Here is a 26,748-nt window from a genome sequence, read left to right on the forward strand (position 1 = left end):
ATTAGGTAGGTTCCCGGTCTGTTTGCGTCTACGACAGTTTCCGGCCCCATTCCAGTCGTTAGAATCCCGTAACTTGACTGGCAATCAATCAGCGTAGACCGCTTTTTTGGGGCTTGCTTTGCGGCTAACAGTCTTCTGTCGATGCACGTCCTGGCGCGCTTCGCGCCTGATAGCTGCTGCACTCGTCATCAGCTTCTTGATAGTCGCATCTTCAATTCCGTTGGGTAAATATGGAGATTATGTGGAGTTTGCGTGGGGACCCGCCGTTTGTGGGTTGACGCGGCCCCTGTCAATGTTTTCCCTAGCAGGAATCTTGTCAGGAACAACCCTATGGACAACCCGTTAGTACTTATTATCGAGGACGACCCCGAGATCGCCGAAATACTGGAAACCTACTTTATGCGGGAAGGCTTCCGTACGATTAGTGCTGGCGACGGACCAATGGGGCTTGCACATCACCTGCGCCTCAAGCCCGACCTGATCGTCTTGGATGTCAAGCTGCCTGGACAGGACGGCTATGAAGTGCTGGCTGCTATTCGCCGACGTGACGATACACCGGTCATAATGGTGACTGCCCTTGCCGAAGACCTGGACAAATTACAAGCCTTACGAATTGGCGCAGACGACTACGTCGTCAAACCGTTTAATCCCCTGGAGGTCGTTGCGCGTGCAAAGGCGGTACTGCGTCGCACCACCGGACGTAAGGGAAGACAGCCCTTGCGAGTCGGACCCCTCACTATCGATCCTGACGCGTATACGGCGGCGGTTGAACAGGCCAGGGGCGAGATAATGCTCGAACTGACCCGCACGGAATTTCGGCTGCTTGCCTTTTTGGCAACTTCTCCCAACCGCGTCTTTGAGCGCTCCGAACTGGTAGATGCCTGTCTTCCGGAAGGAGACGCCCTGGATCGAACGGTGGACAGCCATATCAGCAATCTGCGGCGCAAATTGATAGCCGCCAACGCCGACAGTTTGCTTGTCGGGGTTCGAGGGGTAGGTTACCGTTTGGCGGTACGTCATGGCTAGAAGCCTGAATGCACAGATCGTTCGCGTTATGAGCGCATTAACGGTCGCCGCATTTGCCCTGATGGTTCTTGGTACGATGGGATATTATACTTTCATCGACGGACTGTTTTATCCGGAGCCGGAAAGCGAAAGATGGACCCTCGGAGACTTTGTTGTACTGGGTTTAATCCTTGCAATCAGTCTGGCGGCAGCAGCGGTTGTCGCGTGGTACCTGGCGCAGAGCATTGTACGACCGTTGAAATCGGTCGCAGCCGCTGTTCATTCAATCGCTCGTGGTGACTTTTCAGCGCGCGCAGAGACGTTCGGGCCAGCATATCACGAAGCGGAGGGCCTGATTGCGGACTTTAACGCTATGGCTGCTCGCCTGGAAAGCGCGGAAGCCGAACTGAATTATTCAAACTCGGCTATAGCGCATGAACTGCGTACACCGCTAACTATTCTGCGGGGGCGACTTCAGGGACTTTCGGACGGTGCGTTCACCCCGAGTCCGGAATTATATGACCGCTTGATAGCTCATGTCGATGACTTGTCCCGTGTTGTTGAAGACCTGCGGATACTCGGCCTATCGAATGCTGGCAAGCTCGAGCTCCAGCTGGATCAAATCGATCTCGGCCAAGAGGTCGAGTCCGTCATGGCTTCCGTGGAACAGGACCTTGCAAAAGCAGACATCGCCATTGATGCCAAACTCGAGGGCGTGCGCATCCGAGCGGATCGCGCACGGATACGACAGGCGGTGTTTGCGCTTCTTGAGAACGTCCGACGCTACGCCCCAGGTTGCACTGTAACGATGCAGACTTGTTACACCGGGGATGGTGCGATAATTCGATGCTCCGACAATGGACCTGGGCTGCCGGCTGGCACTGAACATCGCGCCTTCGAGCGCTTCTGGCGCGCGGAAGAGTCCCGCGGACGCACAAGTGGTGGTTCGGGATTGGGCCTGCCAGTGATTCAGGCCATCGCTCGTGCGCACGGCGGCGAGGCGATGATCGTCAGCAATGGTGGCATGGGACTTTCAATGGAGATACGGTTGTCTTCCAGGTAGGTACCCTCACTGCCGGATAATTGATCGTAGACGAGCGCGGGCTTCGTTCACCGCAAAACAAGCTCGTGTGCTGTGAGTTGGATTTGATAGCACTGACGATTATCCTCTTGCGCAACCTGCCTTTGCGTTCGAGCCCAAGGGGCGGCTAAACGTTCACGTTGAAGCCAATCTCAAACCTCCAGACGTAGAGTTCGTCGTATCAGACGAGTGTGACAGCGAAACAATCGGGCTCAAAGCATAACGATCACCAGGACAGTTCATGCCAGTGATTGGCCTGCTGCCGGTTTTTCCGACACCGAGTTAGGCTAATCCCACCTTGTTTTCAAATTCCATCGGGCTGAGATAGCCCAGTGTCGAATGCCGACGCTTGGGATTGTAGAAGCGCTCGATGTAATCGAACACGCCCGCCTTTGCATTGTCTCTGGTTCTTTAGACCTTGCGAGCTATCCTTTCCGTTTTGAGTGACGAGAAGAAGCTTTCCATCGCGGCATTGTCCCAGACATCGCCGGATCGGCTCATAGAACAGGTGATGCCTTGGTCAGCCATGAGACGCTGGAACTGCTGGCTCGTGTATTGGCTACCCTGGTCCGAATGGTGGAGAAGCGCATCCGGCTTGCCTATGCGCCAGATGGCCATGATTAGCGCATCTGTGACGAGCTGGGCCGTCATGTTTGCGTTCATCGACCAGCCAACGACACGGCGCGAGAACAGGTCGATGACGGCAGCCACATAGAGCCAGCCCTCAGCCGTCCAAAGATAGGTAAAATCGGCTACCCACTTCTGGTTCGGTCTTGCTGCCGCGAACTGCCGATCCAGCACATTCGGCATGATGACTGGGCGCTCACCGTCGTCTTTCGGCAAGCCCCGCCTTCTCGGTCTTGCTCTCAATGCATTGTCGCGCATGAGACGCTCGACGCGATGGAGACCACAGGAGAAGCCCTCCGCGAGAAGCTCATGCCAGACACGCCGCGCGCCGTAGGTGCGGTCGCTGTCCTTAAAGCTGATCTTGATCTTGTCGAGCAGAGCCTCGTCATACCGGGCATGCTAGCTCGAAGACCGATGTAGCCAGGCATGAAAGCCGGAACGCGATACACCCAGCGCTTCGCAGAGCCATGCCACCGGCCAGATCGAACGGTGCTTTGCAATGAACGCGAACTTCATATCACATCCTTCGCAAAGTAGGCGGCGGCTGTTTTAAGATGTCGCGCTCCGCCTTCAGCTTGGCGACGTCTTTCCGAAGCCTCTCGATCTCAAGCTGCTCGGGCTTCATCTGCCCGGGACTGGGAAACGCCTGCGCCGGGTCTGAACCGTATTCCCTGACCCACTTGCGCAGGACATTCTCATGAACATCGAGGTCGCGGGCGGCTTGCGCAACACTGACCCCGCGTTCTCGCACCAACTTCACTGCCTCAAGCTTGTACTCGCGGCTGAATTTCCTTCGTTGCATTCATGCGCTCCAGTTTCATCGGAAACACCTTAACTCGGTGTCCGCGAAACCGGCAGCAGTCCAGATCGCCTGACCGTCAGTTGTGCTGCCCCGCGTCGTCCACAAAATCTGCATGTAGCTTCCACGGAAACTTTTGTGATCATTTTTAACAAAGGAGGTCCCGTCAAATCTAGCGAGGCTACACAAGTTGACAAGACGATCGCTGAAAGCGCCCCTGACCGTTCCTGACCGGCTGGTATCACCCGTTTCCATGCGGTTGAAAACGGTTGTCTCAACGCTTGTTTATCTGGCTGTTTTGATCTCATTTCTCTTCGGGCCGTTAATGTTGCTGACCCTAGCCAACAATCCTCACGACGCACCCGTGAGCGACATTCGACTGACCTGCCTGTTCAGTTCGTCAAATGCCGCCCTCCCGCGATGCGCGTATTGAGATGAGGTTGTAGTCGTTTCAACGAATGGCGGAGCACGGCAATTCCAATCCGATGATCAACTTATGTACTCGATAGGTGGGTTCCAGTCCATGCAATGTGACGACAATCTCAACCATTCCTCGACGGAACCGGTGCACTCGCTTCCGCAGTGGTAGCTACGGAACGACCTTCTGTTGTTGATCAAGCATCTGCGTGTCGCAGCTTCCATCTGATGCATTCGCGAGAAACAACCGTCATCGACCCGATGGTCGTCGACACAGTTTCCCAATGATTTCTGAAGCTTCGATAGGGTTATTCTTGCTGGTTAAAGGGATTCATTAGACGTGCAAGCTTCATCTCAAGTTACTATCTTGACCTATCATTCAATAGCGTCAATTCCGTCGTGTAGTCCCTATCGCGGCTTGTTCGTGTCTCCAAAAAACTTTCAACGGCAGATGAGCTGGCTTTCACGGTTGGGTTATATGGGGCTGTCTCTGCGCGAACTACAACCCTACATACTGGGCCAAAAAAGGGGAAAAGTATTCGGTATCACCTTTGATGATGGCTTTTGCAATGTGTTTGAAAACGCTCTTCCCGTCTTGAGGTCACTGGGATTCAGTTCCACATGCTTTTTCGTCAGCGGACAGATAGGCGGCTCCAACAAGTGGGACGAAACCAAGGGAATCCGTTTCGAGCAATGCATGTCCGCCGAGCAAATTCGCGGCTGGGCGAACGCGGGCAATGAAATTGGAGCGCATACTGTTGATCATGTGAACCTGACTGATTTCGGTCTCGATGAGGCATTTGATCAGGTTTATCGCTCCAGAATGCACCTTGAAGAAATTTTAAAAGAGAGGGTTACATCCTTCAGCTACCCTTACGGAGGTGTTTCCGCCGAGGTCAGAAATGTTGTGGCCAGGGCCGGCTTTAAACGCGCGGTGACACTGGAAAAGGCGCAGGCAACTTCCCACAACGACCCGCTTCTTCTGCCCCGCAGAAACGTCCGCCATAGCGATGGCTGGATTGCCGTATGCCGCAAGACGGTTTTTGGCTGATTGCACGTACAAGAGTTAAAGCGATGACTCCTACTATCCGGAAAATAGCAGTAGCCACTGTCACGCGTGGCCGCCCGTTGATGTTAAGCCGTCTGTTGGCTTCGTATGAGCGGATAAAAGTTCCTGAAGGCATTCAATTATGCTTTCTCATTGTCGAGAATAATGACGAAAAAACCTTGCTGCCCGTCATACGGAACTTTCGCAATCGAGTGCGCCATCAAGCCAGTTACATTCTTGAACCTGTTTTGGGAATTGCCGCTGCCCGCAATCGCGCGATTGAGCAAGCGATAAGCGATGGATTCGATCTGCTGACCTTCGCAGATGACGATGAAGAAGTTGACAGCGATTGGCTGTGTGAACTGCTCAAAGAGCGGGACGCCGGGGACCTGGATATCGTTGGCTCTCCGGTACGTCTGGCGCCAGTCGATGATGAATGCTCACACTGGAATAAAACAGTATGGAAAGCCGTAAACGACATAAATCTGAGGGCTGAGCAGCGCTGTATAAAGAGGAAGGCCCAGGGGCGGGCGGGCAGCATCCGTCTGGCAACCGGCAGCTGGATGGGTAAACTGGAGTTTTTCAAACGGACCGGCTTAAGATTCAATGAGGAACTGGCCCTGGGAGGGGGGGAAGACTGGCAAATGTACGACGTGGCGAAACGCCTGGGAGCGAGAACCGGTTGGACACCTTATGCTGTAGCATATGAAAGCTTACCCCGAACGAGACTGTGTTTGAGCTATTATTACAGAAGGAACCGCGACCATGCGCGGACAGTTTTTCGCGAGCGCTATAAAGAGGATCCCGTCGGTTCATTACTCCGACTGTCCGGATCGCTTGCAAGCCGCTTCTACAAATTTGTACTGGCTACTCTGAGGTTTCCCTTCAGGCCAGGAAATTCAATGCTCGCGTGTACCTACTATATAGGGAGTTCAGTTGGTTTGATTCAGGGCATGGTCGGAAAAAAATCCGATCACTATGCATCCATAGACGGAAGCTAGCTGTACTTTTGCGCACTACGACCATCTCATGGACCCGGACGACTGTGGTAAAGTAACAGAACAGGATATCTCATTGACTGAGATGGCGATTGCCGGCACGGTGGACGCGCAACCGACTGACGTCATCGTCGAGCACTCACCCAGCAAAGACTTACTTTGTGCATTGTTTGCATCATTTCAGTAGAACTCCCGCCAGAAGCTTCGTGCATCTTGGAAATCGGAACCGCCACATCCTTGTTGACACAAGAAAGGTCGCTTATCTGGAAAGCAAGGACGTTCGTTATCCAGTCAATATTCGGCTCGCTGCGGAGAACAGGGCTGGCAAAGTTTTGATTACCAAAAAGCTGGGTCAGCGAGAACAATTCATGGTCCTTTCAGCTCCATCCAATCTCCACAAATCCTGCACTGAGACCGAACCAAACTAGGACATTGGGTTCAACCCAATAAGCTCGCGCTTTGCCACGCATTAAATGTCCGGAAAAATGAATGCACCTTAAAGACGCAATGATCACCCTTCTGGCTGGGCTGGCCTTGATTGGCTGCAGTGATGATGGCTCGTCGGGAACGAATGTTTCGCAAAGTGTTCCTCCTGCGCTGGTTGCCATCGTTTCAGTCAAGCCGGAAACCGTCACCATCATTGACGAACTGCCCGGCCGAGTAGCCGCCTATCGTACTGCGGAAATCAGGCCACAGGTTGGTGGCATCGTTGAAAAAAGACTTTTCCAGGAAGGCTCTGAAGTTCACTCCGGCCAAGAGCTGTATCAAATAAGTGCGGCGCCGTTCAAGGCCGAGGTGGACAGCGCCGCTGCGGTGCTTCAACGAGCCGATGCCGCACTTATTCGGTCACAGGCGAAATACGACAGAGCCAAACAGCTCATCGAAACCAAGGCAATCAGTCGCGACAACTTCGAGGAAGCCGTCGCGAACCTGGCTCAGGCCAAGGCCAACGTTGCCGAGGCCCGCGCTTCGTTGCAACGGCGTAAGCTTGACCTCGAATTCGCGACTGTTCGTGCTCCGATCTCGGGACGTATCGGGCATTCCATGGTCAGCGAAGGCGCTCTGGTATCTGTGTCCAGCACTGGCGCCATGGGAATCATTCAGCAGATCGACAAGGTCTTTGTTGATCTGCGACAACCCGCTTCACAGCTTGACGTGATCCGCGAGGCGGCAGATTCGGGGCAGCTTCACGACCCTTCGAGTATTCCAGTTGAGATCCTTGGCGCAAGCGGCAAGCGTTATCCTGTCGCAGGCAAGGCGCTCTTTTCAGAAATCAGTGTTGATCCCGGTACCGGCAACGTTACGGTACGCGTGGAAGTGAACAATCCGGATGATGTATTACTTCCGGGAATGTTTGTCCGCGCACGTCTGCCACGCGGCGTACGAAGCGACGCGCTCCTTGTCCCGCAGCAAGCGATTATTCGCGATCCGCTCGGGCATCCGCAACTTCTTGTCTTGAGCAATGACAAGACAGCGGTGCGCAGGCCAATTGAGATCGGGGAAACTGTCGACGGACGCACCATTGTGACAACTGGTCTCCGGGCGGGCGACGTCGTCGTGGTGCAAGGCCAGGATCGCGTACAGGAAGGTGTTCCGGTGCAAACAATTGATTTCGTCGCCCCACTGGTGCCAGGAAAGAACTGAGAGGGCTATCGATAATGCCACAGTTTTTCATTAATCGCCCCATTTTTGCCTGGGTGATCGCCATCTTCATCGTGCTTGTGGGAATCATCGCGATCCCGCAGCTGCCGGTATCGCGGTTCCCAACGATTGCGCCGCCTAGTGTTAGTATCTACGCAGCGTACACCGGTGCAACACCGCAGACTGTCAACGACAGTGTCGTCAGCCTGATCGAGCGCGAATTGTCGAGCGTCAAGAACCTTCTTTATTTCGAGTCGACTGCGGACACATCAGGTAGTGCAAATATAACGGTGACATTTAAGCCGGGCACCAATGCGGAGATGGCGCAAGTTGATGTCCAAAACCGCTTGAAGGCTGTGGAGCCGCGTCTTCCGGAACCTGTGCGACGAGCCGGGTTAACAGTCGAATCCGCGTCGTCGAATTTTTTGATGATCGTTACGCTGACCTCGAAGGATGGCCGATTCAACGCCCTTGCGCTCGGCGACTATCTAACCAGAAACGTCGCGGAGGAATTGAAACGCATCCCGGGCGTTGGCCGCGTACAGTCGTTCGGCTCGGAAAAGGCAATGCGCGTCTGGGTAGATCCGGCGAAACTGGTTTCCTATTCGCTTTCGCTGGCGCAGGTCATCCAGGCCATCCAGGCTCAGAACACCCAGATCGCTCCTGGCCGCATTGGCGATGCTCCCACGGAGCCGAGCCAAAAGGTGAGCGTTCCTCTTACAGTGCAAGGACAGTTGGGAACCCCTGAAGAATTCGCCGCGATCGTCTTGCGGTCGGAGCCGGATGGGTCAAAACTTCTCCTCGGCGACGTCGCGCGTGTTGAACTAGGTGCGCAGAGCTATGGCTTTTCGATCGTTAGTAATGGCCAGGAGGCAACAGCAGCTGCGATTCAGCTCACACCAGGGGCGAATGCCGTACGTACGGCCGATGCAATACGAAGCCGACTTTCCGAGCTTGCGACTGCAATGCCTGATGGAATGGATTATGACATCTCGTATGACACGGCGCCGTTCGTCAAGATCTCGATAGAAAAGGTGATCCATACATTGCTCGAGGCAATGGTATTGGTCTTCCTTGTGATGCTGCTCTTTCTTCAAAAGATCCGTTACACCCTGATCCCGGCGATTGTCGCGCCTATCGCCCTGCTTGGCACCTTTGCCGTCATGCTGATGGCGGGTTTTTCGATCAACGTTCTAACAATGTTCGGCATGGTGCTGGCGATCGGCATTATCGTGGACGATGCGATCGTTGTGATAGAGAACGTGGAGCGCATCATGGCCAGCGAGGGGCTGGGACCCAGGCAAGCCACGCAAAAGGCAATGAAGGAAATCACTGGCGCTGTGATCGGTATCACGCTGGTGCTGGCGGCGGTCTTTATTCCAATGGGCCTGTCGAGTGGCTCCGTCGGCGCCATCTATCGGCAATTCACGCTCTCAATGGCTGTTTCCATCCTCTTTTCTGCCTTTCTGGCGCTAAGTTTGACGCCGGCGCTTTGCGCAACGTTGCTGAAACCAGTTGATCCTTCGCACCATGAGAAAAAGGGCTTCTTCGGTTGGTTCAACCGTGGATTTGACCGGTTGACGACCGGTTATGCCAGCTGGGTATCCGTATTAATCCGTCGTGCCGGACGCATGATGATAATATATGCGTTTTTGCTTTCGGCGCTCGCCTACGGCTACACGCGAATACCGTCCGCCTTCGTGCCCCAGGAAGACCAGGGCAGCATTATGACCTCTTTCTCTCTTCCAGCAGACGCCACAGAAGAGCGTACTCGCAGCATCGTGAGCATCTATGATCGTCATGTTGCTTCCCGGCCAGACGTCGTCAACAATCTGTCAATTCTTGGCTTTGGCTTTTCCGGTTCTGGGCCGAACGCGGCGATGTCATTCACCACGCTGAAGAACTGGTCCGAGCGAACAACTACAGTTGACGAGGAAATTGAGGCGGCCGCGGCGGCGATGGAGAGGATTCCAGAGGGAACTGTCATGACGTTAAAGCCGCCGTCGATCGAAGAACTGGGGACCACTTCGGGCTTTTCCCTACGCCTTGAGGACCGTGCCAACCGAGGTAAGGATGCCCTTCAGGGCGCACAGGATCAACTGCTCAATCTTGCGGCAAAGAGCAAACTCGTTACCAGTGTTTACCCTGAGGGCTTGCCGGCAGGGCCGAGCGTATCGCTCAGGATCGATCGTCAGAAAGCGGAGGTGCTGGGTGTGCCGTTTAGCATGATCAGCGACACTCTTTCGTCTGCCATAGGATCCACCTATGTCAACGATTTCCCCAACGCTGGACGTCTGCAGCAGGTGATCGTTCAGGCAGAAGCTGCAAACCGCATGCAAGTCGAGGACGTCTTGAAACTTTACGTGCGCAACAATGCCGGCGGGATGGTTGCTCTCTCGGAAATGGTCACGCCGGTATGGGAAGCGAGCCCGCTGCAACTCGTGCGCTATAATGGCTATCCTGCTGTGCGTATTGCGGGAAATGCGGCGCCCGGGGTTTCCAGCGGTACGGCCATGGCCGAAATGGAGCGGCTTGCCTCGCAACTGCCGCAAGGTTTCGTGGTCGAGTGGACAGGGCAATCCTTCCAGGAGAAGCAGTCAGCTTCGCAGGCACCAATGCTGCTAGCAATTTCGATGCTAGTCGTCTTCCTCGTTCTGGCTGCACTTTACGAGAGCTGGTCTATACCACTTTCGGTAATGCTAGTCGTGCCGCTCGGAATCATCGGTGCTGTTCTGGCAGTGTCACTGCGTGGCCTTGAGAACGATGTTTTCTTCAAGGTCGGTCTGATCACCATTATTGGTCTGTCGGCCAAAAACGCTATCCTTATCGTGGAGTTTGCCAATAACCTGCGAGGTGCCGGGAAGAGCCTTAATCAATCGGTGATCGAGGCGGCCCGGATGCGTTTGCGGCCTATCATTATGACGTCGCTTGCTTTCGCGCTTGGTGTGGTTCCCTTGATGATTGCCCGTGGAGCAAGTGCTGAAACCCAGCACGCGATTGGCACTGGTGTCTTTGGTGGAATGGTGTCGGCCACTGTACTGGCAATTCTGTTTGTTCCCGTCTTCTACGTTGTGGTCATGAGGCTGTTCGGTTGTCGTGCTGCCGTTACTGAAGCTTTTGCAGATCCGTCGCCCCCGGAGCTCCATCCGAAACCGATTTCGAAGAGCGTTGATGTAGCGGACCATTCGCTTTCCCCGCCGGCAAAATAACGTTGATGCAAAGCCATCGTGAGAAAATTGATTGTCGATGATGGGCCGGCGAGCGCTGCTGCCAGAAGGAAAAAAACATGTTTGATCAGTTCGATAAGGTCAAAGACACTTCGTATGACGAGCTGGCGCAGCACGTTTCGCTCAACAGGGTACTCGGACTTTTCAGATCGTATTTCAGACAGCTGGCCTTGGTGCTTGCTCTCATCTTATTGTCTTCGGTAGCTGGCATTGCGGCGCCTTTCCTAGTGCGTGCGATCATCGACCAGGCACTCCCAACCGGCAATCTCAATCAGTTGATGCTTCTAACAGGAGGACTGGTTGTCCTCGCTTGTCTGGGCACTGCGATAGGTGTGCTTCAGGTGCTAATTACTTCGAAAATCGGGCAGGCGATCATGCATGATCTGAGGGTCCGGGTCTATGCGCACCTTCAGTCCCTATCGCTACGCTTTTTCACAACTACTCGGACTGGTGAAGTTCAATCGCGGATAGCCAGCGATATCGGTGGCCTTCAGGCGCTCGTCACCCACACAGTCAGCCAACTCACTCGAAATATAAGTGTTGTGGTTATGACCATGATCGCCATGCTGGCGCTCGAATGGCGCCTGGCACTTTTCTCATTTCTCGTCCTTCCGATTGCAATCTGGATCAGCCAGTGGGTCGGGCAACTACGCGAAGAACTTACCTATGAACAGCAGCAGCGGATTGCGGACATGTCCTCGTCCGTACAGGAACAGCTTTCGGTTTCAGGTATCATTCTCGCTCGTTCGATGGGTCGTACTGATCATCTGACACGGCGGTTTATCCGCACCTCCGAAAATGTTGCAGCACTCGAAGTGCGCTCCCATACTGCGGGCCAGTGGCAATGGGGCGTGATTGACATGGTACTTCAGACCTTGCCAGCCTTGACCTTGCTGCTAGGTGGCCTTCTTATGGATCAGAGCTTGGGTACCGTTACCATAGGTACGCTCGTCGCCATGATTGCGCTGCAAGAACAGTTGCTTTGGCCGCTTGAAGAGGTGCTCGAGTCCGGTGTCCAGATGCGAACGACGCGAGCATTGTTCGCCCGAATATTCGAGTACCTTGACCAGCCAGTCGAAATCAAAGAGCATCCCTATCCAGTTATCCTTGATCGTGAACGTATCCGGGGGGCGGTCAAGCTTGACGGGGTGCGCTTCGCCTATGACAAGGAGCAGGCAGCCACAATTGACGGTGTTTCTATAGACATTCCCGCTGGCTCTCACACAGCGGTCGTCGGCGCCACCGGGTCGGGGAAAACCACGCTCGGGTATCTATTGGCACGACTCTACGACGTGGACGCAGGATCCATCTGCTACGATGGCATCGACGTTCGTAACCTCAGTTTCCAGTCCCTGACAGATATACTGGGGATTGTCACACAGGACCCCTATCTTTTCAATGCAAGTGTAGCCGAAAACCTGCCCTTTGCAAGGGCTGACGCCACGGATACAGACTTGATAACAGCTGCCAAAATTGCACAGATACATGATATGATAACGGCACTGCCGGCCGGGTACGAGACATTGGTGGGGGAGCGGGGCTACCGATTTTCCGGCGGGGAAAAACAGCGTCTAACACTAGCGCGAACAATTTTGCGAAATCCCCGCGTTTTGCTCCTTGATGAGGCAACAAGCGCACTGGATGCTGCTACGGAGCGCGCAATGTCGGATGCGCTTTCGTCGTTAGGAAGGGACCGCACAATCATCACTATCGCTCACCGGCTCTCCACAGTCCGGCACGCGGATCAAATCGTTGTTATGGACAAAGGGCGGGTAGTGGAACGCGGGAGCCATGCACAATTGATCGCCCTGGGCGGAGTTTACGCCAAACTGGTGCGCTCCACCACTTGAAAACACGACTGTGAAATAGAACAGGGGACTAGACAATAGCATCGCCGCCTTTGACTATGTGTCATACAGAATCTTTTGTTTGTCATCTGTCGAACGCGTGAGAACAACACTCCCTCGCAATCAAAGCATCTCTCAAGGGGCGCGGGTTTGTGATACCGATGGCGGAGGGAGCCTGACGTCGAGTGGTACTTACTCAGATCTCAGACGCTTATGTCTGCTTTCCGATTCTGATAGGTAAAATCGGCCATTCCTCTGGCGGCCCCATTGCGGCCATTCAATTAGTCATTGCATTTTCAGATAATAGAATCTGCTTCACTTCTGACTCGTGTTTTCTCTCTTTTGTAAATCAATAAACGCTAACAGATCGCCATATTTATAACGAATAGCTTTGCCCACTTTTCGATAAGGTAAGTTCTCAATGCCCTGGACCCGCCAGTTAGCAAGGGTCTTTGGACTTAAACCTAAAACACCAGCGGCTTGCTCAGACGTCAGTAGATGGTCGAGCTCATAGTTTGTTGAGGGCAGGGGATGTTCTCTAGCACTGTCAGTCTGCATCGTGAGAAAGCTTAATGACATATTGTATTTTTCGAACAAGGTGCTCGCTGAGGCTGAGATAGAGCTGCTCAAGGCTAGGCTGCTCATTTTTGCTATCAGGCTTTTTCGCCATTTATATGAGCTCACCTAACTTGGATGGTGTCCGATTACGAAACGCGATGGAAGTTGCTGTTAACATAACAACAAGAATAGTCGAGTTCAACAATACAGAAATTGGGAAGCATCAATTGTAACGACGTGCGGCTCAGGCGGGTTCTGTATGTTTCCGAACGTTTTTCCACAGGGAGTTTATGCTGCTTAACAAGGCAGTTTTGCAGTGCAAATTACGAGTACCGAAGGTGATTGCTATTTGATTGCTAGCATCAATATGGTGAAAACGAAAACTGGCTAAGTCATTGATTTTTTGGTGCCGCTTGCGTGACTCGAACACGCGACCCCATCATTACGAAATTTAGGATATATCGTTTGTTCGAGTTTGTCACACTTTTATTCCGCTTGTTAAAGTAAGCAAAATCAATAAGTTAATGTTTGTTGCTCTTTGTTGGAGATTGACAGACCTCATTTGAATTTGCTTTCAGTTGGTTCCGCCGTGGTTCCGCGGAAGTTGATGATGGGGTCAAATTGCCAAAGCTGACGAAGCGTATAATTGATGCTCTTGAGCCGTCCGAAATGGGCGAACAGTATCTATGGGATAGCGAGTTAAAAGGCTTCGGCGTCCGCATGATGCCGTCTGGCGTTGGCTCCTATATCATCAAGTACCGCAATTCTGAAGGCCGACAGAGAAAAATGGTTCTCGGTCGCGTCGGCACTTTGACGCCGGATGAAGCTCGCCAGTTAGCCCGCGAGAAAATGGGCGAAGTATTCAAGGGCAACGATCCGTCAGCGGAAAGGGCTCGGCTTCGCCAATCTATTACAGTAGCGGAACTGTGCGACCTATACCTTGAAGATGCCAAGCCCAGGCTGAAGCCGAACACATATTCCGTCAACGAAGGCCAGCTTCGTACCCATATAAAGCCGCTGATAGGCAATCGTACAGTTGCGGGCCTGACCCGTGCGGACATTATGAAGCTGCAAGCCGATATTGTAGCTGGGAAGACGGCAAAGGAACGTCAGGGAAGGGGCGGCGTGACGACTGGCGGGAAGGCAGCAGCGGCGCGGGCAATAACAATCTTCGGCACGGTACTGGAGTTCGCCAAGAATGGGCTTGTGGTGACAGAAAACGTTGTTCGTGGGGTCAAAAAGCCTAAGGCGGGAAAAAAGGGTCGCTTTCTATCGAACGAAGAAATTTCCCGGCTCGGCAAAGCGATGCGCGAGGCAGATGACGAGTCCGAAGTGGCGTTGGCCGCGGTACGCTTTTTAATGCTTTCAGGATGCCGCCGAATGGAAGTCCTCGCATTGCCTGAAAAGTGGCTCGATCCTGAGAAAGGTTCGATACGATTTGGGGACACAAAAACAGGCGCGCAGATACGACCTATCGGGAAAAAAGCATTTGATGCAATCTCCGGTATCGAAAGTAAGAACGGTTGGGTTTTCCCATCAGAGCGCGGAGAAGGGCATTTCGTGGGGTTGCCGCGTGTGCTTGAAAGACTTTGCGCCAAGGCAAAAATTGAAGATGTGAGCCTTCACGTGATGCGCCATACTTTCGCTTCGGTCGCCGCCGAAATGGGCTATTCAGAACTGACCATTGCTGGGTTGCTCGGGCATTCGGTTCCGGGTGTGACTGCAAGGTATGCACATGTAGCGGATAAGGCGCTGGTTTCCGCAGCTGATCAAGTGTCGGCAAAAATAGCCGATCTGCTTGACGGCAAACCGGCTACTTCGGGACAAGATTAACGCTCGGACGTTGAGCGGACGGGCTTGGATAATCGATCATTTGCCCATTGGTCCAAGTCTGATTTCAGGTATAGGGGGCGTCGGCCATCGTATTGCATGGCTGGCCCGCCGCCGCGTGTCGCCATTGTGTTGAGTGTGGCTAACGATACGTCTATCCCATGTGTCGTGCGCAGATATTCCGGAACGTCCTTCCGGCGAAGGCGAGGGCGGTCATTCATTGGTCGCCTCCTGATCGAACTGGACTTCCTCAACGGCGTTAAGTGCCTCAGCGAGCCGTTTTTTAGCGCTACCAAGCAGCCAGCCCATATTACCGGCGGTTACACCATCAAAATCATTTCCCATGAGCATGTCGCTGGCCAATTCCATTACGGCCAATGCATCATAAATGGCGTCAGTATGTTCGCTTGTGATACTCATGCTGCGCCACCCTCCGGGTCAGTATCATTCCAGCCCGTGATTTTTTCGAGATAAATCAAAGCTGCGCGCAGCGGCTCTTTGACCATATCGCTAATGATTGCGTCTTCTGGGTTAAAAGCCAGGCGCAGTGCTTCACGAACCTCCACAAGGTTCTCCAGCGGCCTATCCCAGTTTTCCAGCTCTAACGCAGGTGGCCCGTAAGTGGCTGCTATCGCTGCCTCTTCGTTCGGGTAGCCCCGCGCCTCCCAACCCCGAAAAGCGGCGTCTCCCTCGCGATACTGGGCGATCACTTCAAGCAGGCTTCCGGGCGCGGGCTGACTTGGTGGCTCAGCGCGATTGGCTCTATTCAGAACATCGCGCACCGGTTCCAGCATTTCGAATGCGGTGAACATTGTGCCGCTCAGCGCGGTCAGAACTCCGCTATCGATAAAGCTATGGTCCTGCAAAGCAGCGTGAACGACGCGCAGCAAATCCAAACCCATTTCCATCTGATCGATAGGCATGCGGGATTTTGCCGGAACAATGATATCTGGAAGGGAAATCATGCGCGTTCCCTTTCCTCGATAATGACACGCTCCAAAACCTCGGCCATATCCAGCACCATCTCATTTACAGTCTCCAGAACTTTCGAGAGGTTGGTGGGGACATGCTTAGCCAAGAGGTAGCCGTCCTGATCATCGGCAAATTCTGCCGCTGCACGGCAAATACCGATCATGGCGTATATCGTGCTTGCGGTTTCATTGGCCTTCTTTGCCTGCTCAAGCAGGGTTTCTTTTTTCTGCTTGCTGTTGGACAAGCCTTCGGCGTTTGCCGGAATATTCTGTTCCGTCATTGGATTTCTCCAGAGAATTGAGAAAGGGTGGAGCGCGGTTGATCGCGCTCGCTTTTCAAGCTTTCAGGTGTTACGGGCGCTGGTCGGCTAGGATTTCCGCCGTATCGGCGCGATTATCGTGTTCCACCGGGGGTAAGCCTGCGCTATTTGCGCGGTCGGCGTCCGCTATCCGATGGTACTTGTAGATCGCGCTGCGCAGCCGCTTATCGGCATTGCGCTCCAATCGTTTGGCATCTTCGACCGCTTCATAGTCGCGGTTCGTCGCTGCCAACATTGCAGTCCATTCGGGCGAACCTGCTTCGATGTGATCATGAATGCCATTCTTCTGTTTCCAATCAGCATATGCGGCATTCAATGCATCTTGCGAATAGCGGCGGGCGAATTTGCAGCGCTCGGCTTCTATTGCGCGGTCAGCAATCGCCAGCAGGAGGGAAAGCTTCTGAGCCTCGGTCATTATGCGGTCCTCCCGGAAGTGGTGGGAATTTCGAGGGCGTAGGCCTCCTGCCAAACATCAGCGTGGTAAGCCTTGACCGTCCCGTAATTCGCATCGAATACGTCGATTGGCGGAATTCCCATTTCGGCGGCAGTGGCTTTCAGTTCGCGCCAATTGAACTTTTGCCCATGCCAGAGCATTTCCATGCGCTTTACAGTGGCGTATTCCTGCGAGCGGTCGAGTTCCACCTCCAGTTTGTTCGCCTTTTTGACGGCTTGGCTGGCTGTATTCATGGCCGTAGCTTCGCGGCGGGTGCCGATCTCGGCCTTTGTCTGTTCGGCCAGCCGGCGGGCCTCGTACTGTTCAGCCCATGCACGGGCGGCAGCGGCGGGATCGGAGAAGTTCGGAACAGCAATGTTACAGCTCTCCAGTTCGGCTAGTTTGTCGATCACGCGCTTGCGCAGTTTCACGTCATAGCCGGTGGCCAGCGTCATTGCATGTTCACGGTCGAGGATGATTTCAGCGACATATTCGCCGCGACCGTCCATAACTATTTGAAATCCTTGATGGTCCAGATTTGGGCCATGTCCGTGACGCAAATTTGCGTCATCAGCAATGAATTCCTCAAAGGTCTCACCTTCGCGTGCATACAAATCTACCAGCATCTTGCGGGTGTCACGCAAGACGTGCTTGTGCAGCTTGCCTGTCACCTCGGCAATCTGCTTGGTGGACAAGCGGACGCTGTTCCCGCTATGTGCGCCTAGATTTCCGGGCAAGCCGGTGCTATATGATTGTTCAGTCACTTTATGGCTCCTAAACCTTGTGACAATCGGGAACCGTGCTGCGAACACGGTGACTACTTTGAAAACGGCGATTGGATGAGAGCTGCGAACTCTTATTCGGTTGCCGTTTTCGTTTGCTGCGATAGCGCTTCCTTTATCAATCGTCTGATCGCTTCGGCTCTTGTCGCTATTCGCTGCGCGAACCTGTACGTATCGATTTCATCACAAAGGGATTGCTCCATCATCAGCGGTATGCGCAGGTCCTTCCTCTCTTGCATAAATGCCCTTTCTATTATGTTGGGCAACTTGTGCAACTTAATATTAACCGTGTTTCGAACAGGGTCAACAGAAAAGTTGTGCAAGTTACGCCATCTGTGTATAACTTCGCCATGACTGACGATAAAGAACTCAAAGATCAACGCATTCCGATCATGATGACGCCCTCCGAGGTGGAGGCCATCGATGACTGGGCGTTCAAAAATCGTATCCGCTCACGCGGAGAAGCAATTCGCCGTCTCTGCCAGATGGGTCTAATTTTTGATCGCGAATTGACGCCAGCTGTAGAGATGGTGGTCAATCATCTTCGAGACTCCATTGCTGGAAAAAAACCAAAGCTTACTCCTGCGCAACATCAACAAATGTTTCAGGATATGGCTATATCCCTATTTAATGCCGGAACCATCTTCGCCAAATTGGATAACGATATACCAACAGAGGAGGCGATTGATGCGGTCATAAAACTCTACGAATACTATAAGCGGGCTGAGAAGAGTTAGCCTCATAGCAACTCCTATCGCTCGTTAATCTATCTATCCTTGCAGATCGGCGTGCCACGGCGGCGGACTTCTTCTTGGGTCCATCGCCGAACGAGAAGGTCTATCAATTTGCGTGAACGGCAGATTGCTTTGCTGTGCGGACGTTTGGACTCGCGTGGTTCTTGGCCTCTATGATATCGATAGCGGTGCTAACCGCTTTGTACGTCAGCTTTAAACGACGAGCGATTTCAGTAAGTGGAAACCCCTGCGCCCGAAGAAACTCGATTTCAGCGATATCGTTGCTTCCGACTGAACCTCTGGAGCGGCGACTTTCCTCAAACCTGTTTTTACGCAAAACTTCCGATTTGATATCGTCGGCAAGCTCTAATCGATACCCGGTTCCCCAAACTGTTGAGATTGCCAGACCAAGCTTGTCTGCCTTCTTCCGAATTCTACAGACCTGTACGTCAACAATCTTGATTTCGCGGTCAATGTCAGTGTCGCCGGTAAGCGCATTGAGACATTGCTCTTTGGTCAAGGTGCGTGGATAGCTTTCTATAAGCGCCTTCAAAAGGCGGAAGGGCGAGGGCTCAAACCGGGCGACCTCTCCGCGATAAGAGACGACACCTGCGGGTTCATCTAAGATCAGATCAAGGCTTGAAACCTTGGCTCCGCAGCACGGGCATTCACTGGCTGCAATACTCTCTACATTTGATTTCATTTTGGATGGTTCCTAACATGTTTGTAGAAGATCGGTGCGTCAAGCGACGCGCTTCTTCGTGCTCATTAATGTGCATGTAAGGTGAATGTATTTCACATCACAGTCAAGCGCAAAAGTGAATAGTGTTCACTTTTTGGAAAAGCTGAGCTTGGCGACCGGCGCGTACGCCGTGCGAAAGTTGGATCGCGACACATGAGGTAGCCGTAACCCGCCCATTAACTATTCATTAAATTCCAGCCGAATTGTTCTTGATATGTTCCAGTCGCTGAGTCATCCTGTCGCACATAACGAGCGTACAGGGAGTAATGAGTTTGAGCATGCAAACGCAGTATGTGGTGCAGGCGTATAGCAAGGCACCCAAGGGCAAAATCAATGCCGATGTGCCATTTCTGGCCAAGGATGTAAGCCATGCGCGCCGGGTCGCGGAAAAGCTGGCATCAATCAAACCCGCAGTAATTGCCTTTGTGAACAAGGGTGACGCGGATACCGGCGATTACGAAGAACCGAAGCTCATCTTCGCACATGGTGACCGGTTACCGCCAGAAGTGGCGGAAATGGAAAAGATATAGCGGCGGGGAGGAGTGAATGATTAAATTCGTGACCATTCAGCCGGGTAAGGAAGGTGATAGGCTGGAATTATTGCGCGTTGCCACGCTGAATGGTGGCCTTCTCACAGCAATGCGAAAGGCTGATTTCCAAGCAAAAGAACTCGCAGAAACTATGGCTTTGGCTCATGGTGGGCAGTGGCAGGCGCGAATTGATCATCAGCGGATGACTGTTCTGGTGTGGAAGGCTGACGCTTAATCACGGTGTCTATCACCGAAAAAGCAACTTCTACCCCACGCTGATCCAACCCTTCAATGCGGTTTAACACGTCCAGTATCTGCTTATCGCCCCGAATAGGGGCGAGAGGCATACTGGGATGCCGGTCTAATAGATCGCCTGGCATGCAATCGTATAGTTTCGCCAGCCCTTCAATCTGAGGCTGGAGATATGGGCTATTACCATTCTCGATTTTTGAAAGCAGTGTTCGAGAAACGCCGATCGCTTCGGCAGCGTCAAGCTGACCGATCCGTCGATGTTCCCGCCATTCTTTGAGGAAGGTTTTCCCCAAGACGGGCCGTGGTTTTGAAACTGGTGCCATTTCTCAATTCTCGCAGCTTTCGTCTGTGCAGTCCATGCAATGTCATTCACAAATGTTCTTGACATTCACGTGTACAACATTCACACATTAGGCATGACTGCGCTAGCTGAATATATGAACATGGTTAACACAAGCTGCACGAGCCTCGCAAAGAGGGTCGGCTGTGACCGGTCGATGATCTCCAAACTTAAGACCGGAACGGCCACCCCTTCTTTGAAGCTGGCTTTGAAACTCGCACAAGAGACGGGTCTGTCCGTGGAAAGCTTGTTCAAGCAAACGGGGGACGTCGATCAATGACCTACCCCGCATCTCACGCGCATGCACGCGAGAAGCTTCTTTCGGGCGTGGCAAGATTTCCGTGCACTGCTGCCGGTCGCGCCATGATGAGCGAGGCCTATGAGCTTGCGTTTATGCGCAATCCAGAGGAACCGATGCAAATTGCGGACCTCAACTGGGACATTCTAGCCGGGAAGCTTAGCTTGGCACTCGCGAGGTCGCGATGACGCTGGAGCCTGCGACCATTCTAAAGCTTGGAAAGCTGATACCTCGCCTTGCCAGCGAGCACGATGGCGAAGTTGTGGCAACCGTTCGGGCTATTCGCAGGGTTCTGGAAAGCGCGGGTGCTTCACTGCACGACCTTTCTTCGGCGTTCGGATCGACTGAAGATCGGAGCAACACTCTGCCAGTTTCGCATGAGGATGTTCTGCGGGTCGGCCCATATCTGCTTGAGCATTGTGAACTCAACGACAGGGAACGCGAATTCGTTCTCTCGTTGGTTATCTGGGCGCGGCGAAAGCGCAGAAAATTCACCGTCACCGAAAAGCAAGCTGCTTGGTGGGCGGTCATCCTTTCATCGCATATGCAGAGCGAGGTTTAACCGTGGCTCGTATTCGTTCAATACCTATCGCCTTCTTTACTGATGAAGACTTTGTTTCTGTCAGTGCATTTGCACGACTTCTGTTTATCGGGCTTGGCTCTATTGCTGATGGCCGGGGAACGTTTTCTTGGAGGCCGCTTTCCATAAAAATAAAAATATTTCCCGCCGATGACGTTGATGTGTCCGCACTGCTTGCAGAGTTGGAAACCGCCAATCTGATTTTCCGCTTCGATAGCGGGGCTGAGTGTTGGGGCGGGATACGAGATTTTCACCATTTCAGAGGGGGGCGGAAAAATGGCGCGAATTAGGTCCGTTCATCCCGGCCTCACATCAGACGAGTCCTACATGTCCATGAGTATGACGTGCAAAGCCGCATGGCCTATTCTGTGGACTGAGTGCGACGATCATGGAATTTTCGAGTGGAAGCCGATTGTTCTTAAGGCGCGGATTTTCCCTGCCGACAATGTCGATTTTTCCGAGGTTTTGGCCGAGCTCGTAGAGCTTGATTGCGTTCGACAGTTCGAGGTCGGAGGCAAGTCCTTCGGTATTGTCAGGAATTTTGGCAAGTTTCAGAGACCGAAAAACCCATCATACAGGTATAGCCTTCCCATAGAGCTACAGGAATATGCATGTTTCAAGGCTGCTAATTCTAGCAGTCCTAGCCCAGTCCTAACCCAGCCCTACCCCACCACTGCCGAAAAGTCTCCGCAGATGAAGGAGGAAGGAGGTAGTAGGAAGGTAAGAGATAAATCTCTCGGTCAAACGCCACGCGACAAGCGCATGGCGGAGATAGATTTGGAATTCTCAGAAACCTTCTGGAAGGCCTATCCTCGCAAGGCAGCAAAAGGGGCGGCAGAAAAGGCGTTCCGGTCGGCCCGCAAGGTAGCCTCGCTTGATGAAATCATGGCGGGCGTTGAACGCTATGCCAAGGAACGTGCCGGGAAGGACAAGCAATTTACCGCGCACCCTGCGACGTGGCTCAATGCAAAAAGCTGGATGGATGAGCCGGAAAGCAGCCGTGACCGGCAGGCGAATGGTGAGCCCTCCCACGCATTCCTGTTCGGGCGAGGCTGATCATGAGCGATATTCAGGACGCCCTCTCGCAGCATGGCATCCAGCTGCGCGACAGCCGACCGGGTAGCCACAAGGTTGTTTGCCCGCAGTGTTCAGCCTCACGCCGCAAGAAAAATGACCCGTGCCTGTCGGTGACGGTCGAGGCGGATGGCCGCGCTGTGTGGAAGTGCCACCATTGCGATTTCTCCGGGTCGACCGGTGGCGAAGGATATAGGCCACATCGAGAAAAGCGCATCTATCGAAAGCCGCAGCGCGTTCAGGACCCGCAACGGCCTGACAGCTTGTTCGCTTGGTTCAAGAACCGTGGCATATCCCCGGAAACTGTTCTCCGGATGGGGATATACAAAACCCGTGCATGGTTTCCGCAGACCAATCAGGAAGAGGATTGCATCGCGTTTCCTTACGATTGGCAAGGCGAACTCCGAAATGTGAAGTATCGCACAGTCAGGAAGGAATTCCGGCAGGAGAAAGACCCGGAACCAGTTTTCTATAACGCGGACAGCATAGCCGAAGGCGAAGACCTGATTATCTGCGAGGGCGAAATAGACGTTCTCGCCTTCATCGAAGCGGGCTTCAAACACGTGGTTTCGTTGCCGAATGGCGCGCCGTCTGGGCCAGAGACAAGCGACAAGCGATACGAACCGTTCGGAACCCATTGGGATGCGCTGATGAAAGTTCGCCGGTTCCTGATCGCCAGCGATATGGACACACCGGGGGAAACACTGGCGCAGGAGATTGCCAAACGTGTCGGGCGCGACCGGTCTTTCCGGGTACGCATGCCGAACCTCAATGATGTTCAAGTGAAGGACGCCGACGAATGCTTGGTCGAGCATGGTGCGGACGTGCTTCGCGAATGTGTCCATCTGGCGGAACCGTGGCCGATTGACGGACTGCACGCGGTCGATGATTTTTACGACGAGGTGATGGACCTTTACCACGGCAGAGGGCCGCAACCGCTCTCGACCGGCTTCAGCGAACTGGACAAGGCGTTCAAGTATATCCCCGGCCAGTTTATCGCGGTGACGGGCATCCCGAACCATGGGAAATCCCGCGTGCTCGATCAGATCGCCGTACAAACCGCGAGCAGTCGTGGGGAGAAATGGGCGATGTTTTCGCCGGAGACAGGAAACAGCAATCACATCGCGGATTTGTGCGAGATATGGGCAAGAGGTCCCTTTTTCGACGGCCCTAATCCTCGCTTATCGGAAGCCGATGTGAAAGCCGCACTGGAATGGGTGCGTCAGCATTTCTTCATGATGGGTGCAGTCGAGCATACTCCGTCGATAGATTGGTTGCTGGAACGGGCGCGTGCTGCTGTGCTTCGATATGGCGTCAAAAACATCGTGATCGATCCCTATAACGAGCTTGAAGCATCCCGGCCCGACAAGCTGACCGAAACGGAATTCGTTTCGCAGCTGATTTCGAAGTGCAAGCGCTTTTCAAAACATCACGAATGCACGGTCTGGATGGTGATCCATCCGACCAAACTCAAATCAAATTCGGAAGAAGGAAAAGAGCCTGTGCCGGGTCTTTATGACCTCGCCGGGAGTGCGCACTGGCGCAACAAAGCAGATGCGGGGCTGGTCGTGTACCGCGACTATGCCGCTGATGCGACCTACGTCATCGCCAAAAAAATCAGACGCCAGCCCATGTGCGGCAGACCGGGTTCCGTCAAGCTCGAATTCATCGGCGCAGATCGTCGGTTCCGTGACATTCCAGATAGCTACGCAATGCTTGGAAAGGAAAGCATATGAGCCCTTCAGCCATCCCAACCCATGACGGCAACTGGATTGCCCGTTGCCCTGCCAGTGGAAAGACCGCCAGCGGTCAGAGCCGGGACGCCTCGCTGGTCAATCTTCGCACCCTGATTGAAAGGGACGCTGCATGAGCACGCTGCGCCCGATATATGCTTTCAGCCTGTCAGGGATAGAACCGAACACGCCGCCGACCGGTCAGCCGATCTTTGAGAATGTCGATCCGTCTTCGCTGTTTGTCGACGGTGCCTATCAGCGCGACGTGGGCGAGCGCGGGGTGCGCCAAATCCGCCGCATGATCGAGCATTGGGACTGGAGCAAGTACCAGCCGCCGGTTTGCACCTATGCGGAAAACGACGAAGGGAAAACCATTCTCAAGATATTGGACGGCCAACATACTGCGATAGCAGCCGCCAGCCACCCACGCATCGATACAATCCCGGTGATGATCGTAGAGGCGTCGGGACTTGAAGCCCAGGCGAAAGCCTTTATCGGTCAGAACACCGACCGTTTGCAGGTGACAAAGCTCCAACTGCATCAGGCCGCGCTTATCGCTGGGGATGAAGACGCACTCGATATCCAAAAGGTCTGTGATCGGGCAGGAGTCCGGCTCTTGTTGGCGAACAATGGGAAGTACGAAGCGGGCGACACGGTGGCTATCAGCGCTGTCTCAGCGGTCGTGAAAAAATACACCGCCATCAATGCCCGCAAAATTCTCGAAGTGCTGGCAAAGGCAGAACTCGCGCCGATCAGCACGCCGCATATTCGGGCGGCTGAACATCTGATGACGGCGCCAGACTATGCCGACAGTTTCGAGCCGGAAGATTTGACCGCGGCAATCGTCGCGCTCGGACCCAAAGCCGATGCGGAGGCGAAGCTTCTCGCGATTTCGCACAAGATACCGCACTGGAAGGCGCTGGCTGTCACTTGGTTCAAGAACACGAAGAAACGCAGGAAGGTGGCCTGATGACTACACTTGGTTACTTTCTGTTCGGCGTTGCCGTGGTGTGGTGGTGGAGTCCCAGAAGGCTTGGTCAATGGCTCCGCTCGGTAGCTGATGGGTTCGGCCCGATCAACATCAACATCAATCGAAATATCTATTTGCAACCGAAACAAGGGGATGAAGATGCGCATTCCTGAAATCCAGACTCGTCTCAAGCAAATCGCCGTCGAAACGGGCAACGCTGAAATTGAGCGGCTAGCAGGCCAGTTATCGCGTCGTCGCCCGCGCAAGGTCGCAGAGAAAGTGAGCCGACCGATAACGCCAGAACTTCGCGAAGAAATTCGAGCATATGCTCGCGAAAACCCTGAATTGGCGCAAACCCAGATCGGTAAGACGTTCAACGTCAATCAAGGCCGAGTGTCCGAAGCCTTGCGAGGCTTCCGCCGATGAATGTTTTTTCGCGCATCCGTGGTTGGTGGTGGCTTTATCGGATCAAGCGCCACATCGCCAAGTCCAAGAAGGCACCGGGCCGCGCTCATCGTGTGTGGCTGGAGAAAAGGACAGCGCTATGAGTGAACAGCAATACTTAAAAACGTCCTACGACGATAACCCAATCATGTACGGCGCGTTTGTTGGCTGTGTGAGTTGGGCGCTTGGGAACCCAGAAATCATCGCTTCATATCGCGAGGAAACTGGCGACCAGTTCCAACCGCCCAAGAATGCGATTGAAGCAAGCATCGATAAAGCCACCGGCAACGATTTGGCGTTTTTGCAGCGTTTCTCGGACTGGGTAGAGGTCAATTTGTTCGGTACGCCAGCACAGGTATTCGGAAGCGATGACCACGGCGCGATGAGGTAAAAGACATGGCAGCAACATCGATCAGCAAACACAAAGATTGGTACGTGATCCGCACAAACATCAAGTGCGAGGAAAAGGCTGCGACCAATCTTCGCCTCGCGGGATATGAAGCTTATCTGCCGCGCCAGCGCGTCGAGTTCATCCATAAAAGAACGCGGGCGAGGGTGGAGAAGGAGCGTCCACTTATGCAGCGCTACCTATTCGTTGCCCAAGAAAGGAATAACCCAGATTGGTTCAGGTTGCGCCGCTGTGAGGGCGTGGAGCGGGTTCTTGAATGCGGCGGTTCATATGTCCGCGTATCTGCCGACGCCGTTGAAGCCTTGTTTTTGGCTGAACGCGATATGCAATTCGATGATACGAAAGCGGCTCGCATCTATCGGGAAGAAGAAGCCAGAACAAAGAAGGCGACAGCAAAGCTGAAGTTCAGCAAAGGGCAGAGCGTTTCAATGGTGCGCGGGCCTTTTATCGACATAACCGGCGTCGTGGAAGAAGTCACCAGTTCCGGCAAAATCAAGGTACTGCTGAACGCCCTGAACAGCTTTGTACCTATCGAAGTAGGATTTGATGACATATCCCCAGCAGCGTAAAAAAGCGCTTTGCGCTTTACCACGAAATCAGGTATACACGCAATCGGATGATTTGATGTTCAGATGCGGACCTCGCTAGAGGGAATACTCGCCGGTCAAACCCAGCCGAGCCATAAGCGCATCGGTGCAGTATGGATTTTCATGTCCATAGTTCAGCGGCCTTGAGCCGCTTTTTCCTTTTCAGCAGTGTGGAGCACCGGTAGCTCATCTGGTTCATACCCAGAAGGAAGCGGGTTCAATTCCCGCCACTGCAACCAGTTACTAACCTGTCGCGCGTCGGCAGGCTCAAGGCAGGAATGCCTTGCTTATTTGCCTACGGTTTCGGGATGGCACTGCAACAATCCTTGAATAGCCCCGAGTTTTGTAGACACCCTCGGGTTAGGTTCTCTGCTGCTTCTCGAACTCGACGGGCGACAGCATCCCGTTTCTGACGTGCTTGCGTTTCGGGTTGTAGAACATTTCGATGTAGTCGAACACGTCCTGGCGAGC

General features: G+C 53.6%; 32 protein-coding genes, 1 tRNA gene and 1 pseudogene. 24 read left to right on the forward strand and 10 right to left on the reverse strand.

Annotated elements, in window-relative coordinates; all coding sequences use genetic code 11:
* Nucleotides 1-330 precede the first annotated feature (330 nt).
* Both FJQ48_RS02655 and FJQ48_RS02660 read left to right on the forward strand, forming a co-directional pair.
* Complete coding sequence (locus FJQ48_RS02655) at nt 331-1,026, forward strand: response regulator (protein WP_139973673.1); 696 nt, start codon at nt 331-333, stop codon at nt 1,024-1,026.
* Nucleotides 1,019-2,068: an ATP-binding protein gene (locus FJQ48_RS02660; RefSeq protein WP_247870282.1), complete on the forward strand. Its 1,050-nt coding sequence runs from the start codon at nt 1,019-1,021 to the stop codon at nt 2,066-2,068. The genes FJQ48_RS02655 and FJQ48_RS02660 overlap by 8 nt, the downstream gene beginning before the upstream one ends.
* Before the next feature lie 300 nt (nt 2,069-2,368).
* Here the strand turns inward: FJQ48_RS02660 and FJQ48_RS02665 are convergent.
* Nucleotides 2,369-3,515, reverse strand: a pseudogene (locus FJQ48_RS02665) (IS3 family transposase).
* An 892-nt stretch (nt 3,516-4,407) separates the two neighbouring features.
* On the opposite strand from FJQ48_RS02665, the gene FJQ48_RS02670 reads away from it, so the two are divergent.
* Both FJQ48_RS02670 and FJQ48_RS02675 read left to right on the forward strand, forming a co-directional pair.
* A complete protein-coding gene (locus FJQ48_RS02670) occupies nt 4,408-4,980 on the forward strand; it encodes a polysaccharide deacetylase family protein (RefSeq protein WP_247870283.1) in 573 nt (190 codons plus the stop codon).
* The gene (locus tag FJQ48_RS02675) at nt 4,956-5,978 is read left to right on the forward strand and encodes a glycosyltransferase family 2 protein (protein ID WP_247870284.1); all 1,023 of its coding nucleotides are present in this window, start codon (nt 4,956-4,958) and stop codon (nt 5,976-5,978) included. Before FJQ48_RS02670 ends, FJQ48_RS02675 begins: the two co-directional genes overlap by 25 nt.
* Nucleotides 5,979-6,100: 122 nt before the next feature.
* Here FJQ48_RS02675 and FJQ48_RS02680 read toward each other — a convergent pair whose 3' ends face one another.
* Entirely contained in the window at nt 6,101-6,340 is a 240-nt protein-coding gene (locus FJQ48_RS02680; RefSeq protein ID WP_139973675.1) for a hypothetical protein, read from the reverse strand.
* Nucleotides 6,341-6,464: 124 nt separating this feature from the next.
* On the opposite strand from FJQ48_RS02680, the gene FJQ48_RS02685 reads away from it, so the two are divergent.
* From FJQ48_RS02685 to FJQ48_RS02695, 3 genes are all read left to right on the forward strand, one after another.
* Entirely contained in the window at nt 6,465-7,619 is a 1,155-nt protein-coding gene (locus FJQ48_RS02685; protein ID WP_139973676.1) for an efflux RND transporter periplasmic adaptor subunit, read from the forward strand.
* A gap of 14 nt (nt 7,620-7,633) precedes the next feature.
* A complete protein-coding gene (locus FJQ48_RS02690) occupies nt 7,634-10,825 on the forward strand; it encodes an efflux RND transporter permease subunit (protein ID WP_139973677.1) in 3,192 nt (1,063 codons plus the stop codon).
* A gap of 77 nt (nt 10,826-10,902) precedes the next feature.
* Nucleotides 10,903-12,693, forward strand: a complete 1,791-nt coding sequence (locus tag FJQ48_RS02695; protein WP_139973678.1) for an ABC transporter ATP-binding protein — start codon at nt 10,903-10,905, stop codon at nt 12,691-12,693.
* Nucleotides 12,694-13,005: 312 nt separating this feature from the next.
* On the opposite strand, the gene FJQ48_RS02700 is transcribed toward FJQ48_RS02695, so the two are convergent.
* Entirely contained in the window at nt 13,006-13,335 is a 330-nt protein-coding gene (locus FJQ48_RS02700) for a helix-turn-helix domain-containing protein (RefSeq protein WP_247870285.1), read from the reverse strand.
* Between the two features lie 534 nt (nt 13,336-13,869).
* On the opposite strand from FJQ48_RS02700, the gene FJQ48_RS02705 reads away from it, so the two are divergent.
* Nucleotides 13,870-15,081: a site-specific integrase gene (locus FJQ48_RS02705; RefSeq protein ID WP_139973679.1), complete on the forward strand. Its 1,212-nt coding sequence runs from the start codon at nt 13,870-13,872 to the stop codon at nt 15,079-15,081.
* Nucleotides 15,082-15,291: 210 nt separating this feature from the next.
* Here FJQ48_RS02705 and FJQ48_RS02715 read toward each other — a convergent pair whose 3' ends face one another.
* The 5 genes from FJQ48_RS02715 to FJQ48_RS02735 form a co-directional block, all read right to left on the reverse strand.
* The gene (locus FJQ48_RS02715) at nt 15,292-15,498 is read right to left on the reverse strand and encodes a hypothetical protein (RefSeq protein ID WP_139973681.1); all 207 of its coding nucleotides are present in this window, start codon (nt 15,496-15,498) and stop codon (nt 15,292-15,294) included.
* Nucleotides 15,495-16,043, reverse strand: a complete 549-nt coding sequence (locus tag FJQ48_RS02720) for a hypothetical protein (protein ID WP_139973682.1) — start codon at nt 16,041-16,043, stop codon at nt 15,495-15,497. The genes FJQ48_RS02715 and FJQ48_RS02720 overlap by 4 nt, the downstream gene beginning before the upstream one ends.
* The gene (locus tag FJQ48_RS02725) at nt 16,040-16,330 is read right to left on the reverse strand and encodes a hypothetical protein (RefSeq protein WP_139973683.1); all 291 of its coding nucleotides are present in this window, start codon (nt 16,328-16,330) and stop codon (nt 16,040-16,042) included. The genes FJQ48_RS02720 and FJQ48_RS02725 overlap by 4 nt, the downstream gene beginning before the upstream one ends.
* Nucleotides 16,331-16,400: 70 nt before the next feature.
* Nucleotides 16,401-16,784 carry a hypothetical protein gene (locus FJQ48_RS02730; protein WP_139973684.1) on the reverse strand — a complete coding sequence of 128 codons (384 nt, stop codon included), beginning with the start codon at nt 16,782-16,784 and terminating at the stop codon, nt 16,401-16,403.
* On the reverse strand, nt 16,784-17,497 hold the full coding sequence (locus FJQ48_RS02735) for a Rha family transcriptional regulator (RefSeq protein ID WP_180350095.1): 714 nt from the start codon (nt 17,495-17,497) through the stop codon (nt 16,784-16,786). The genes FJQ48_RS02730 and FJQ48_RS02735 overlap by 1 nt, the downstream gene beginning before the upstream one ends.
* A 437-nt stretch (nt 17,498-17,934) precedes the next feature.
* Between FJQ48_RS02735 and FJQ48_RS02740 the strand changes: the two genes are divergently transcribed.
* The gene (locus FJQ48_RS02740; protein ID WP_139973686.1) at nt 17,935-18,321 is read left to right on the forward strand and encodes a hypothetical protein; all 387 of its coding nucleotides are present in this window, start codon (nt 17,935-17,937) and stop codon (nt 18,319-18,321) included.
* Between the two features lie 103 nt (nt 18,322-18,424).
* Here the strand turns inward: FJQ48_RS02740 and FJQ48_RS02745 are convergent, their stop codons facing one another.
* Entirely contained in the window at nt 18,425-19,021 is a 597-nt protein-coding gene (locus FJQ48_RS02745) for a winged helix-turn-helix domain-containing protein (protein ID WP_139973687.1), read from the reverse strand.
* Between the two features lie 317 nt (nt 19,022-19,338).
* On the opposite strand from FJQ48_RS02745, the gene FJQ48_RS02750 reads away from it, so the two are divergent.
* The 15 genes from FJQ48_RS02750 to FJQ48_RS02810 all read left to right on the forward strand — a co-directional run bounded on the left by FJQ48_RS02750 (nt 19,339) and on the right by FJQ48_RS02810 (nt 26,516).
* Nucleotides 19,339-19,590 carry a hypothetical protein gene (locus FJQ48_RS02750; protein WP_247870286.1) on the forward strand — a complete coding sequence of 84 codons (252 nt, stop codon included), beginning with the start codon at nt 19,339-19,341 and terminating at the stop codon, nt 19,588-19,590.
* A 16-nt stretch (nt 19,591-19,606) separates the two neighbouring features.
* Nucleotides 19,607-19,825: a hypothetical protein gene (locus FJQ48_RS22260; protein WP_162792687.1), complete on the forward strand. Its 219-nt coding sequence runs from the start codon at nt 19,607-19,609 to the stop codon at nt 19,823-19,825.
* A gap of 633 nt (nt 19,826-20,458) precedes the next feature.
* Complete coding sequence (locus FJQ48_RS02765) at nt 20,459-20,668, forward strand: hypothetical protein (protein ID WP_139973690.1); 210 nt, start codon at nt 20,459-20,461, stop codon at nt 20,666-20,668.
* On the forward strand, nt 20,665-21,042 hold the full coding sequence (locus FJQ48_RS02770) for a hypothetical protein (protein ID WP_139973691.1): 378 nt from the start codon (nt 20,665-20,667) through the stop codon (nt 21,040-21,042). The genes FJQ48_RS02765 and FJQ48_RS02770 overlap by 4 nt, the downstream gene beginning before the upstream one ends.
* A gap of 2 nt (nt 21,043-21,044) precedes the next feature.
* A complete protein-coding gene (locus FJQ48_RS02775) occupies nt 21,045-21,350 on the forward strand; it encodes a hypothetical protein (RefSeq protein WP_139973692.1) in 306 nt (101 codons plus the stop codon).
* A 487-nt stretch (nt 21,351-21,837) separates the two neighbouring features.
* Nucleotides 21,838-22,116, forward strand: coding sequence for a hypothetical protein (locus tag FJQ48_RS02780; RefSeq protein WP_139973693.1), 279 nt, complete (start codon nt 21,838-21,840; stop codon nt 22,114-22,116).
* Between the two features lie 2 nt (nt 22,117-22,118).
* Complete coding sequence (locus FJQ48_RS02785) at nt 22,119-23,870, forward strand: bifunctional DNA primase/helicase (protein ID WP_139973694.1); 1,752 nt, start codon at nt 22,119-22,121, stop codon at nt 23,868-23,870.
* A complete protein-coding gene (locus FJQ48_RS22265) occupies nt 23,867-24,004 on the forward strand; it encodes a hypothetical protein (protein ID WP_180350096.1) in 138 nt (45 codons plus the stop codon). Before FJQ48_RS02785 ends, FJQ48_RS22265 begins: the two co-directional genes overlap by 4 nt.
* Nucleotides 24,001-24,837: a DUF6551 family protein gene (locus FJQ48_RS02790; protein ID WP_139973695.1), complete on the forward strand. Its 837-nt coding sequence runs from the start codon at nt 24,001-24,003 to the stop codon at nt 24,835-24,837. Before FJQ48_RS22265 ends, FJQ48_RS02790 begins: the two co-directional genes overlap by 4 nt.
* Nucleotides 24,837-25,010 carry a hypothetical protein gene (locus FJQ48_RS22270; protein WP_180350097.1) on the forward strand — a complete coding sequence of 58 codons (174 nt, stop codon included), beginning with the start codon at nt 24,837-24,839 and terminating at the stop codon, nt 25,008-25,010. Before FJQ48_RS02790 ends, FJQ48_RS22270 begins: the two co-directional genes overlap by 1 nt.
* The gene (locus tag FJQ48_RS02795) at nt 24,997-25,263 is read left to right on the forward strand and encodes a hypothetical protein (protein WP_139973696.1); all 267 of its coding nucleotides are present in this window, start codon (nt 24,997-24,999) and stop codon (nt 25,261-25,263) included. Before FJQ48_RS22270 ends, FJQ48_RS02795 begins: the two co-directional genes overlap by 14 nt.
* Entirely contained in the window at nt 25,260-25,385 is a 126-nt protein-coding gene (locus tag FJQ48_RS22820; RefSeq protein WP_282183521.1) for a hypothetical protein, read from the forward strand. The genes FJQ48_RS02795 and FJQ48_RS22820 overlap by 4 nt, the downstream gene beginning before the upstream one ends.
* Complete coding sequence (locus FJQ48_RS02800; RefSeq protein ID WP_139973697.1) at nt 25,382-25,672, forward strand: hypothetical protein; 291 nt, start codon at nt 25,382-25,384, stop codon at nt 25,670-25,672. Before FJQ48_RS22820 ends, FJQ48_RS02800 begins: the two co-directional genes overlap by 4 nt.
* 5 nt (nt 25,673-25,677) lie before the next feature.
* Nucleotides 25,678-26,259: a transcription termination/antitermination NusG family protein gene (locus FJQ48_RS02805; protein WP_139973698.1), complete on the forward strand. Its 582-nt coding sequence runs from the start codon at nt 25,678-25,680 to the stop codon at nt 26,257-26,259.
* Nucleotides 26,260-26,441: 182 nt separating this feature from the next.
* Nucleotides 26,442-26,516: transfer RNA gene (locus tag FJQ48_RS02810), tRNA-Met, on the forward strand.
* A gap of 121 nt (nt 26,517-26,637) precedes the next feature.
* On the opposite strand, the gene FJQ48_RS02815 is transcribed toward FJQ48_RS02810, so the two are convergent.
* A partial coding sequence (locus FJQ48_RS02815) for an IS3 family transposase (RefSeq protein WP_139973699.1) occupies nt 26,638-26,748 on the reverse strand: 111 nt, incomplete at its 5' end.

Origin of the sequence: Ochrobactrum sp. CGA5 (assembly GCF_006345815.1) — a bacterium.
Lineage (GTDB): Bacteria > Pseudomonadota > Alphaproteobacteria > Rhizobiales > Rhizobiaceae > Brucella.

Bases quoted from the DNA above. Each gene is read 5' to 3' on its own strand.
- FJQ48_RS22265 (WP_180350096.1), top strand. From the start codon at position 23,867: ATGAGCCCTTCAGCCATCCCAACCCATGACGGCAACTGGATTGCCCGT.
- FJQ48_RS02670 (WP_247870283.1), top strand. From the start codon at position 4,408: ATGGGGCTGTCTCTGCGCGAACTACAACCCTACATACTGGGCCAAAAA.
- FJQ48_RS22820 (WP_282183521.1), top strand. From the start codon at position 25,260: ATGAATGTTTTTTCGCGCATCCGTGGTTGGTGGTGGCTTTATCGGATC.
- FJQ48_RS02750 (WP_247870286.1), top strand. From the start codon at position 19,339: ATGCAAACGCAGTATGTGGTGCAGGCGTATAGCAAGGCACCCAAGGGC.
- FJQ48_RS02805 (WP_139973698.1), top strand. From the start codon at position 25,678: ATGGCAGCAACATCGATCAGCAAACACAAAGATTGGTACGTGATCCGC.
- FJQ48_RS02765 (WP_139973690.1), top strand. From the start codon at position 20,459: ATGACCTACCCCGCATCTCACGCGCATGCACGCGAGAAGCTTCTTTCG.
- FJQ48_RS02720 (WP_139973682.1), bottom strand. From the start codon at position 16,043: ATGATTTCCCTTCCAGATATCATTGTTCCGGCAAAATCCCGCATGCCT.
- FJQ48_RS02745 (WP_139973687.1), bottom strand. From the start codon at position 19,021: ATGAAATCAAATGTAGAGAGTATTGCAGCCAGTGAATGCCCGTGCTGC.
- FJQ48_RS02690 (WP_139973677.1), top strand. From the start codon at position 7,634: ATGCCACAGTTTTTCATTAATCGCCCCATTTTTGCCTGGGTGATCGCC.
- FJQ48_RS02795 (WP_139973696.1), top strand. From the start codon at position 24,997: ATGCGCATTCCTGAAATCCAGACTCGTCTCAAGCAAATCGCCGTCGAA.
- FJQ48_RS02785 (WP_139973694.1), top strand. From the start codon at position 22,119: ATGAGCGATATTCAGGACGCCCTCTCGCAGCATGGCATCCAGCTGCGC.
- FJQ48_RS02730 (WP_139973684.1), bottom strand. From the start codon at position 16,784: ATGACCGAGGCTCAGAAGCTTTCCCTCCTGCTGGCGATTGCTGACCGC.
- FJQ48_RS02695 (WP_139973678.1), top strand. From the start codon at position 10,903: ATGTTTGATCAGTTCGATAAGGTCAAAGACACTTCGTATGACGAGCTG.
- FJQ48_RS02790 (WP_139973695.1), top strand. From the start codon at position 24,001: ATGAGCACGCTGCGCCCGATATATGCTTTCAGCCTGTCAGGGATAGAA.
- FJQ48_RS02685 (WP_139973676.1), top strand. From the start codon at position 6,465: ATGCACCTTAAAGACGCAATGATCACCCTTCTGGCTGGGCTGGCCTTG.
- FJQ48_RS02655 (WP_139973673.1), top strand. From the start codon at position 331: ATGGACAACCCGTTAGTACTTATTATCGAGGACGACCCCGAGATCGCC.
- FJQ48_RS02800 (WP_139973697.1), top strand. From the start codon at position 25,382: ATGAGTGAACAGCAATACTTAAAAACGTCCTACGACGATAACCCAATC.
- FJQ48_RS02660 (WP_247870282.1), top strand. From the start codon at position 1,019: ATGGCTAGAAGCCTGAATGCACAGATCGTTCGCGTTATGAGCGCATTA.
- FJQ48_RS22260 (WP_162792687.1), top strand. From the start codon at position 19,607: ATGATTAAATTCGTGACCATTCAGCCGGGTAAGGAAGGTGATAGGCTG.
- FJQ48_RS02740 (WP_139973686.1), top strand. From the start codon at position 17,935: ATGACTGACGATAAAGAACTCAAAGATCAACGCATTCCGATCATGATG.
- FJQ48_RS02715 (WP_139973681.1), bottom strand. From the start codon at position 15,498: ATGAGTATCACAAGCGAACATACTGACGCCATTTATGATGCATTGGCC.
- FJQ48_RS02725 (WP_139973683.1), bottom strand. From the start codon at position 16,330: ATGACGGAACAGAATATTCCGGCAAACGCCGAAGGCTTGTCCAACAGC.
- FJQ48_RS02770 (WP_139973691.1), top strand. From the start codon at position 20,665: ATGACGCTGGAGCCTGCGACCATTCTAAAGCTTGGAAAGCTGATACCT.
- FJQ48_RS02700 (WP_247870285.1), bottom strand. From the start codon at position 13,335: ATGAGCAGCCTAGCCTTGAGCAGCTCTATCTCAGCCTCAGCGAGCACC.
- FJQ48_RS22270 (WP_180350097.1), top strand. From the start codon at position 24,837: ATGACTACACTTGGTTACTTTCTGTTCGGCGTTGCCGTGGTGTGGTGG.
- FJQ48_RS02675 (WP_247870284.1), top strand. From the start codon at position 4,956: ATGCCGCAAGACGGTTTTTGGCTGATTGCACGTACAAGAGTTAAAGCG.